This is a genomic window from Polaromonas sp. P3_C2, assembly GCF_056402675.1.
In genome coordinates, this window is sequence record NZ_JBFUGX010000142.1 from 1 (window position 1) to 7,880 (window position 7,880).

A 7,880-nucleotide genomic window follows, 5' to 3' on the forward strand; every position below is an offset into this window, starting at 1 on the left:
CTCGCAAACCAGCCATTTTGGATTCCAGGCGGCGTACACCGGATCGACGGCACCGCGGACCACAACCTGAAAACTCTCTGCGTCCAGACTCTTGCCACGCCAATCCCATGCACTACGCCACGACATAAGCATCGCTGAAATAGTGGCGCTCACACGTGCGCGCCGGTCAGTGGAAAATACCCTGAGCTCGCGGAGTTTTGGAGCGGCGTCGGCTTCCGACACCAGGACTTTCCCTGCAACAGAAGCATCGGCCATTATTTGCCTTTCAGCGCAAACAGTTCCTGCAGCATCTCATTGGCCGTCGAGATTACCTGCGAGCTCGCCTGAAAGCCTCGCTGCATCACCACCAGGTCGCTAAACTCCTGCGAGAGGTCCACGTTGGCAATCTCCACGGAAGAGGAGCGAATCGAACCAAAGCCGCCCTCCTCCGCGCTGCCTGTCACCCAGTGCTCCGGATCCAGCGCACTGAACTGGTTGTCGCCCACCGTACCCACCGCATCCAGCGAGTCGAAGCGGCCAAGGGCCAGGCGCGCGCCCTTGACACTCTGGCTGTTCGAATAACCTAGCACCAGGGTCCCCGTGGAATCAAAACTGGCCTGGGTCAAGGCACCCGGCGTGACGCCATCCTGCGAAGACATGGCGAGCGTGGACAGGTTGCCCGCCGCAAAGGAGGTCACGTCGGTGCTGAAGTCCAGCAGCAGCGGAATCGCCGCGCTTCCAACTGGCGTATAGCTCACGCTGAGTTTCGAGGTCGCTGCGGTCGGCTTGCCGTCAAAAAAAATAATCTGGCGGGTCGCAACCACCGTGGTGCCGTCGAGCAATTCAACCTTCCAGCTTCCAGCTGTTGTCGCGTCCGTGTTGGTGAATTTGACGCTGAGGGTATGGGCGCCGCCCAGCGCATCGATGACCCGTACGCCGCCGACAGTCTGGTCGGTGAGGGTACTGGAAATATTGCCGTTGAACTTGACATTCGCGGTAGCCTTTCCCGCATTGGTGCTCAGCCCGGCGAGGCTGATTTCGGTGAGGCCTCCGTCGGAGCCACGGCCCATGACTTTCGCGTTGTCCCCCTGGTTCACGAGCACGCCGTCACCATTGAATTTGAACTGGCCCGCGCGCGTATAGGTGATCTTCCCCTCCGCGTCCCTGAGGATGAACAGCCCCTGGCCGTCGACAGCCATATCCAGCGGATTGTCGGTTTGGCGAATTTCGCCTTGTTTGAACGAGAGCACGGTCGAGCCCGCATTCAGCCCGTAACCCAAGCCACCGTAGCTGCCCGAACCACTGCCACTGGCCAGATTGCTGTTGGAATAAAAGAGGTCGGAGAACTGCAGGCTGGAGCCCTTGAACCCCGGGGTATTCAGGTTGGCCGTATTGTTGGCGATGACACGCAAACCTTTGGAATACCCCAGCAGACCGGTCATCCCTACGTAGATCGAATCAAGCATTTTTTTCTCCCCTTGTACCGTGCATGTTTGTTGCGCCTTAGCGTACCGCGACGATCTGGCTGATGCTGATGCCGTCGATCACCGCCCCAGAGGCGGTTTTCACGCTAAGGGCCGGCGAGCTTCCCTGCAGGGACAGCGCCATGACGGTGCCCGTCAGCGTACCCGAGGCGGTAGTGGCATCGACGGTGCGTCCAATCAGCCCCACCGACTGCAAGGCTGCCTGGTTGTTGATCAGGGTCTCGATTTTCGTGTTGAGCTGCTGGGTCTGCTCGACGCCGGTGAACTGCGCGATCTGAGCCATGAACTCCTGGTTGTCCATTGGCTTGAGCGGGTCCTGGTACGAGAGCTGGGTCAACAACACCTTCAGGAAGTCCTGGAGCCCCAGGCTGCTGGCCTGCAAGTTGGACGAAGAACCGCTTGGGGGGGCGCTGATCGCGGAGATAGTCATGGAAACTCCTTGGACTGTGTGAAATAAGGAAACTCTGGAATGAACGAGGAAGAAACTTCAAAAACGGTCTTGCCATTGCAGACCAGCTTGACAAGCCTGCTGCGCTGCCCCTGAAGGCAGGCTCTGATGTGGGGCAGAAGCTGCGCGAGCTGCTCCTCCCCGGAGTCGGCTCGGGCATCAACGCCTAGCCATACGGCGACATCGTGCCCGTGCCATTCGGCATGCAGGCGTATCGCCTGCGAATCGAGATCGGCCTCTTCGCTTGGTGAGCCCAGTCCTGCCGGTACATTGAGCGCATCCGCCATGTCCCCGGGATCAGTCGGAGGCGCCAAGCCCACCACCTTCAGGCGCGAGACGCCTGCCAGCGCAAGCGCCAGACTGGCCGCCCGTATATCCGTGACAAGCATACGGCTGGCTTCGGGCTTGGGCGCTTGCACGACCATCAGGGCCGCTGCCTGTATCCCGGGCCCACGATTCGGCACAGGACCGGCGCCCATCAGAGGCGGTGTCACCCTGCGTCCGTCCGCCTTCACCGCATTGTTGGACGATGCGGGGCGCTGTGCACCTGAATTCAAAGTAGCCTGGCTGGTAGTGCCTTCGGGCCGACCGTCGCTGCGCGGTGCAGCTTGTCGCGGTTTGAACCAGGTGTCCAGTTGCGCCCGCTCCATCTCGCGATTCCAGGCACCGGCCGATTGCGGCTGATCGCCGGCAGCCGCTTGCTGCAATCCCGCCCCAGCCTTGGCCACCAGTCGCAACGCTCCAGGATCTTCCCGGAGCGGGAACAACGGAGAACTCATGCGCCGCCTCCGGGTTCAGTCGGGGAGGTCGCGGGCGCCCTGTTGAAGGCCTCGCGCGTCATCCAGTCCCGGTCGGCTTCTGTCGCGTGAAGGCGCGACTGCTCACGCACGTAAGTATCGATGACGGCCGATTCGTGGGACCGAAACCCTTCAAGCCGGGTTTCGGCCGCCCGGCACAGCAGCAAGAAGCCATCGCGTGCCTTGTCCAGCACGGCCACTTGTGCCTGAATCTTCTCCATCGAAGCCTGCAGCTGCGCCAGGTAGAGCAGTCCGGCCTGGTGCATCGAAGCGTCCAGGCGCACCTGGAGCTGCTGCCCCAGCTTCTCGGATGTCTGCCTGTGCAGACTTTTCGTGGCGCTCAGCGCGGCCCGTGCCGAGGCCAGTTCGTGCTGCGCTTTGGCAAGTTTTCCGTTCAGCTCGTCAAGCTCCCATTGGGCTCGCCTGGCCAAAGGCTCCAACGGATATTTGAACCCGCGCAAATCGCCTTTTCCCGAATTTTTGTAACCCGGCAGATTCATCTCGAGCCTCCCGCTTTGATGCCCGGCATGGCTGCCGGAACAGCTACGGCTTCAGCCATGCAGGCCCGCAACTGCTCCAGCGCACGTGGCCGGTCAAAACCACCGTCCCGTTGCGTCATCCACTCTCGAAGTGCCGTGTCACGCCGCAGAGCCTTGTCCAGTTGCGGATTGGTTCCGGCTTCATAAGCGCCAATCTCCACCATCTGGCGATTGCGCTCCATCAGTGAAATATGCTGGGTCACGCGGTTGACAAGCTCACGCTCGGCGGCATCCGTGAGGTCCGTGCGCAAACGGCTGGTGCTTTGCAGAACGTCGATAGCGGGATATTGGCCGGTATGGGCCAGCGAGCGCGACAGCACGATGTGGCCGTCCAGTATGGCGCGCAGGTTGTCCGAGATGGGTTCGTTGAAATCGTCACCTTCGACAAGAACCGTCAGCAAGGCCGTGATCGCACCGCCGCTGTCCGATGTTCCGAAGCGTTCGCACAGTTGCGGCAACTCGGCAAACACCGAGGGCGTATAGCCCCGCGCTGTGGGTGGTTCACCCGCCGAGAGGCCGACTTCACGGCGAGCCATCGCCAGCCTGGTGACCGAGTCCATGGTGAGAAGGACCTGCCGTCCCTGGTCCCTGAAGTATTCGGCGATCGCGACGGCCGCATGGGCGGCGCGAATCCGGGCCAGTGCGGGTTGGTCTGCGGTAGCGACTACAACAACGGACCGCTGCAGACCCTCGGGCCCCAGCTGCTTGTCGATAAAGTCCCGGACTTCCCGCCCGCGTTCGCCGATCAGCGCGATGACGTTGATGTCGGCCTTGACATGACGCGCAATCATGCCGAGCAAAGTGCTCTTTCCGACGCCGCTTCCCGCGAAGATTCCGACGCGCTGGCCCTGGCCCAAAGTAAGCAGGCCGTCGATCGCCCGAATGCCGGTTTCGATGATGCGGGCAACCGGCGGTCGCTTCATGGGATTGACGGGCGCGCCGTGCAAGGGGACGTCGCGAACCGTGGCAGGCCGCGCATCGCCATCCAGAGGCTCGCCAAAGCCGTCTATCACGCGGCCAATCTGGGCAGGACCCACCCCAAAGGTCGATGCCCGGCCCAGTGCAACCACCTCGGCGCCAGCGCTGACGCCCTGAAGCGAGCCATAAGGAAGCAGCGTGACATGGCCGGCATGCAAACCCACTACCTCGGCCAATACCCCCGCATTCGCCGAAAACAAATCGCCTGCCGGGTCCGATCCCGACGGGTCATGGGGCGCCAGGCGCGGACGGATCCGGCACAACTCGCCCACCACGGCGTCCGGCCCTTGCGCCTGGATGGCCAAACCCTGGACCTGGCGCACCCAGCCTACACGCCTCATCAGTTCCTGCTCCCGCACAGCTTTTCGATAGGCGCTCAGCCCCGGACTGGCGGCCTGGCCTGCAAGGTCGGAAACGGCCGGGGAGCCCGGGTTGGAGTTCATGCCGGGCGCTCCGCTCGGCGTGTCGCCCGGGTCTGAAGCAGCATTGTTTTGAGCGCCTCAACCTGCACATCAAGGCGGGCGTCGAGCGCGCCCTCGGGGGAACGCAACATGCAGCCGCCCAAGGCGACCTCAGTGCTGGCAACCCACCGCGTTGTGTGATTTCTCTGTGATGCGATGCGGGCTCCCAAATCTGTATCCGCTTCAAGCCACTGCAGGTCTTCGGGGTGGACGTGAATTTCGAGCGCCGCTTTTCCTCGCCAATGGGCGAGCGCGTTCACCACGCCCGCCTTCAGCATGTCCCGGGTGGGGACCGTTTCGCCCAGCACCCGGCAAAACGCCTCAAAAGCGAGCGCCACCATGTCATCCTCGGCGTCATCCAGAAAGCGGTTTTTCTGCCCAACTATCGCATCAGCCATTTGCCTGATCTTTGCCAGCGCATCGACCAGCTTCTGCTGGCCAGCCTCATGGTCTTCAAGAAGCGCATGGCGCTCCTGTTCAGCGCGCTCCAGCGCCTGTTTCATGCCCGCCTCATAACCGTCTTTTTGACCCTGAACCCTGCCTGCCTCGTACCCGAGGGTGCGCGCTTCCTGCCGGACCTGTCCGAGGCCCGCATCAGGCTCCTGCAACGCGCGGCCGGTCATCAGGGTCGCTGATTTATCGGCCATCGGACGCTGCAAGGGCAGCACTGCAGGCGCGCGCGACGCCACGCGCAGCTCGAGCGGCGCGCCCTCCACGGCGCCTCTGATAACAAAACCTTCCGGGCTCACTTGTAGGCCCTCATGGGTGCAATGATGCTGGACCAGAACCGGCGCCGTTCCTGCCACCAGCGTGCAAAACCGCCCCGGTGCGCGCTGGTCGCGTTCTGCGGGGACGCTGAGGCCTCGACGGTTCGGTAGCGTCGCAGCAAGCGCCGCAATAGCCCGAGCCGCAGCTGAGCGGCCTGGTCTGGGGTCGCCCCAGCTCTGCTGTCCAGGCTGTCGACCTGCAGGCGCAAAGAGAGCCGCCTGTGCGTCTCAAGTGCCGCCAGCAGGGAATCGGCCCAAGACCAGGATTTCAAAGAGAGCAGGAAGGCCAGCAACGCAACAGGTTCAGGTTTCAGGAGGGGCAGCAACAGATCCACACGTGCCGCGTCAAGCGCATACATCAGGGCTTCGACGGACAGTTCATCGATATGAGCGTGGCCCGCAGGAGCAGACTCCTGTGGTGCCGCATCGCCCAGGCGCAGCTCGTCAAGAAGCCTCGGGTCGGAAGGGATGCCCAAGTCGCGCAACTCCTCCAGCAAGGATTGCAACTCGGCCGCCTCGATAGCAGGGAGTTGTTGCAACAGCCATGCGGCGTCGTGCGGCGCCATGGCATGCAAGGTCAATGCAGCCTGCCGCGCATTGGAAGAGGATTCCGGTCTCATGGCTTCAGTCCTGCGGGCGGGGCTTCCTGCTGCATCCAGGCCCGGACCTGCCGCAACGCCGATTCGCGCTGCTCTTCGGTCATCGCGGGATCGGCGGTTTTGCGCTTTTGCAGCAGAAACCACACCAAGCCGCACAGCATCACCAGCAGCAATCCCGCTATCGCCACGACGGGCGTCGGCGTTTCGCCCGACGCCGCAGCGCCTGGCCCTGTGGCTCGAGGCGAATCGCCAGCAACGTCAGGAATTGCCGGCAGGGGAAGGGCGCCATTCTTCAGGCTCTGCACAACTACGGTGTCGCCCCGTTCGAGTGAAGCCCCCACAGCTGCGGCAATGACTTTCCGGGCTTGCTCTTCGTCGGCGGCGTCCAGCGCTTTGCGCACAACGGCCACCACTTGTATGCGGCGTATCGACCCCGGCTGGCTGACCACCTGCTCGACCCTTCGCCCAACCTGATATTCCACTTCCCGTTGTACGCTGCCATTCACGCCAGTACCAGTACGCGCGTCGAGCGGCGCCACCCCGGTATCGCGCACAGACTCGCGTTCGCGCACCACCACGCCGGCAGGCGGCTTGTTTTCTCGCCCCGGCGCCGAAATCACTTCTTCGGTGGTGATGCGTATCTGATCCATGTTTAACAGGACGTCCACACTGGCGAGCGCTTGGCCCGCGCCAAAGCTCTGGTCCAGCACCAAGGCCGCCTTGCGGGCAAGGTAATCTTCGGTTTCTTTTTTAAGGTCGAGCCGGCTTGAGCTGTTTGCGAGCGCCGCGCCGTTTTCGGCATTGGTGGCCACTCGACTCAGCGCGATGCCCTGGTGGTTGACGACGGCGACATCGGCAGAGGTCATTCCCGGTGTCGCTGAAGCGACGAGGTGCTGAATTCCGAAAACCTGCTCGGGACGCAGGTTCTGGCCCTGTTTGAGCGTCAGGGTAATGGCGGCCTTCGGTTTACTGCTCGCCTGCTTGAACAGGCCCTGCTCCGGAAGCGCCAGATGGACGCGCACGTCGCTGACCTCCGCCAGGGACAGGATGGTTCGTGTCAACTCGCCTTGAAGCGCTCGCTGATAGTTGATCTTCTGGGCGAATTCGGTCATGCCGAAATCGGTATTGTTGAACAGCTCAAACCCGACCACTCCCTGTAAGGGGATTTCCTTGCCCATCAGCTTGATGCGCGTTGCGTGCACCTGCGTTTTGTCGACAAGAATGGTCGAACCGCTTTCGGCGAGGCGATAGGGCATCTTTTGCTTGTCGAGCTCCGTTGTCATCGCCAGCGCATCCTGGGGCTTCAGGTCAGTGAACAGCACCTGGTATTCCACTCTGAACGCCCACCATGCAAAAAAGACCACAGCGCCCAGGAACAACACCAGCGCTCCAACCAGGAGCGCACGCGCCGGCTGGGTGAGCCCTTTCCAGAAATCGATCATTGCTTCAGCTTTCTTCTTTAAAACAGGTTCGAACAAGCCCCGTGGCTATATCTGCATCTTCATGACGTCCTGGTACGCCTCAAGCAGGCGATTGCGAACCTGCATCATCAGCTGAAAAGCAATCCGGCTTTCTTCCATGCGGATCATGACCTGGTGCAGGTTCTGGACGTCCCCCACGGCCAGCGCCTGGAGATCGCCCTGCGTGGCGAGCAGCTGTTCGTTGACCTGCTGCAGGCCCTGGGTGACCATGGCGCCGAAGGACCCCGCGCCCTGCAGTCTTTCACTCATCGGCTGGAACTGGGAAATGTCGACGCTTGTTGCCGCGGCAATGGGTGCGATCATTTCGGTGCTCATCATGCGCCTCCAATTTCGAGTGCCTTCAAAGC

Annotated in this window: 10 protein-coding genes; all 10 read right to left on the reverse strand. The window is 62.2% G+C overall.

What is annotated here, in order from left to right; genetic code table 11:
• On the reverse strand, nt 1-255 hold a 255-nt coding region (locus tag AC1DWI_RS08210), incomplete at its 3' end, for a hypothetical protein (RefSeq protein ID WP_477724656.1).
• A complete protein-coding gene (locus AC1DWI_RS08215; RefSeq protein WP_477669638.1) occupies nt 255-1,445 on the reverse strand; it encodes a flagellar hook-basal body complex protein in 1,191 nt (396 codons plus the stop codon). The genes AC1DWI_RS08210 and AC1DWI_RS08215, both read right to left, overlap by 1 nt.
• A 37-nt stretch (nt 1,446-1,482) precedes the next feature.
• Complete coding sequence (locus tag AC1DWI_RS08220; protein ID WP_477669639.1) at nt 1,483-1,893, reverse strand: flagellar hook assembly protein FlgD; 411 nt, start codon at nt 1,891-1,893, stop codon at nt 1,483-1,485.
• Nucleotides 1,890-2,690 carry a hypothetical protein gene (locus AC1DWI_RS08225; RefSeq protein WP_477669640.1) on the reverse strand — a complete coding sequence of 267 codons (801 nt, stop codon included), beginning with the start codon at nt 2,688-2,690 and terminating at the stop codon, nt 1,890-1,892. The genes AC1DWI_RS08220 and AC1DWI_RS08225 overlap by 4 nt, the downstream gene beginning before the upstream one ends.
• Complete coding sequence (locus AC1DWI_RS08230) at nt 2,687-3,208, reverse strand: hypothetical protein (protein ID WP_477669641.1); 522 nt, start codon at nt 3,206-3,208, stop codon at nt 2,687-2,689. Before AC1DWI_RS08230 ends, AC1DWI_RS08225 begins: the two co-directional genes overlap by 4 nt.
• On the reverse strand, nt 3,205-4,668 hold the full coding sequence (locus tag AC1DWI_RS08235; RefSeq protein ID WP_477669642.1) for a FliI/YscN family ATPase: 1,464 nt from the start codon (nt 4,666-4,668) through the stop codon (nt 3,205-3,207). Before AC1DWI_RS08235 ends, AC1DWI_RS08230 begins: the two co-directional genes overlap by 4 nt.
• Nucleotides 4,665-5,435, reverse strand: coding sequence for a FliH/SctL family protein (locus tag AC1DWI_RS08240; protein WP_477669643.1), 771 nt, complete (start codon nt 5,433-5,435; stop codon nt 4,665-4,667). Before AC1DWI_RS08240 ends, AC1DWI_RS08235 begins: the two co-directional genes overlap by 4 nt.
• Nucleotides 5,432-6,073, reverse strand: a complete 642-nt coding sequence (locus AC1DWI_RS08245; protein WP_477669644.1) for a hypothetical protein — start codon at nt 6,071-6,073, stop codon at nt 5,432-5,434. Before AC1DWI_RS08245 ends, AC1DWI_RS08240 begins: the two co-directional genes overlap by 4 nt.
• Nucleotides 6,070-7,530, reverse strand: a complete 1,461-nt coding sequence (gene fliF, locus AC1DWI_RS08250; protein WP_477669645.1) for a flagellar basal-body MS-ring/collar protein FliF — start codon at nt 7,528-7,530, stop codon at nt 6,070-6,072. The genes AC1DWI_RS08245 and fliF overlap by 4 nt, the downstream gene beginning before the upstream one ends.
• A 9-nt stretch (nt 7,531-7,539) precedes the next feature.
• Nucleotides 7,540-7,880 (reverse strand): flagellar hook-basal body complex protein FliE (gene fliE, locus AC1DWI_RS08255; protein ID WP_477724657.1); only part of this gene is annotated, 341 nt, incomplete at its 5' end.

What these genes read in the sequence shown, in the direction of transcription:
- AC1DWI_RS08230 (WP_477669641.1), bottom strand. Translation starts at nt 3,208, where the DNA reads ATGAATCTGCCGGGTTACAAAAATTCGGGAAAAGGCGATTTGCGCGGG.
- AC1DWI_RS08220 (WP_477669639.1), bottom strand. Translation starts at nt 1,893, where the DNA reads ATGACTATCTCCGCGATCAGCGCCCCCCCAAGCGGTTCTTCGTCCAAC.
- AC1DWI_RS08215 (WP_477669638.1), bottom strand. Translation starts at nt 1,445, where the DNA reads ATGCTTGATTCGATCTACGTAGGGATGACCGGTCTGCTGGGGTATTCC.
- AC1DWI_RS08245 (WP_477669644.1), bottom strand. Translation starts at nt 6,073, where the DNA reads ATGAGACCGGAATCCTCTTCCAATGCGCGGCAGGCTGCATTGACCTTG.
- AC1DWI_RS08225 (WP_477669640.1), bottom strand. Translation starts at nt 2,690, where the DNA reads ATGAGTTCTCCGTTGTTCCCGCTCCGGGAAGATCCTGGAGCGTTGCGA.
- AC1DWI_RS08235 (WP_477669642.1), bottom strand. Translation starts at nt 4,668, where the DNA reads ATGAACTCCAACCCGGGCTCCCCGGCCGTTTCCGACCTTGCAGGCCAG.